We start from the raw sequence: 281 nt of genomic DNA, 5'->3' as shown, positions 1-281 counted from the left end.
GCAGGTTCTGCAGGGAGCTTTGCGTGCCTTCGATCTGGCTCGAGAGCACGGCTTCCTTGCGCACGTACATGAATACGAAAAGGTCCGGGTTGGGCAGCGTGAGCACGGCGCCGTCCAGCCTTCCCAAAGCGTAGTCGGCTTCGGACAGCCGCTCGCGTAAGAACCCGGAAAGGTCCAGCGGCGGGTCGGGCGGCAGGGGTGCGGGGACGAAGGCGCGGTAGCCGCCCGCCTGCTGGACATACCGGCCTGCACGAAAGCGCTTGTTATCGGCTGCGTTCACC

General features: G+C 65.5%; 1 protein-coding gene. It reads right to left on the bottom strand.

Going from position 1 to position 281, the window contains the following annotated elements; genetic code table 11:
* A partial coding sequence (locus ACTFO6_RS18635) for a Fic/DOC family N-terminal domain-containing protein (protein WP_439935859.1) occupies positions 1 to 280 on the bottom strand: 280 nt, incomplete at its 3' end.
* Position 281 lies beyond the last annotated feature (1 nt).

This window comes from Pelomicrobium sp. G1 (assembly GCF_051905455.1).
Taxonomy (GTDB): Bacteria; Pseudomonadota; Gammaproteobacteria; order Burkholderiales; family UBA6910; genus Pelomicrobium.
Note: the sequence above shows the minus strand (reverse complement) of the source record. Positions and strands in the feature narration are given on the sequence as shown.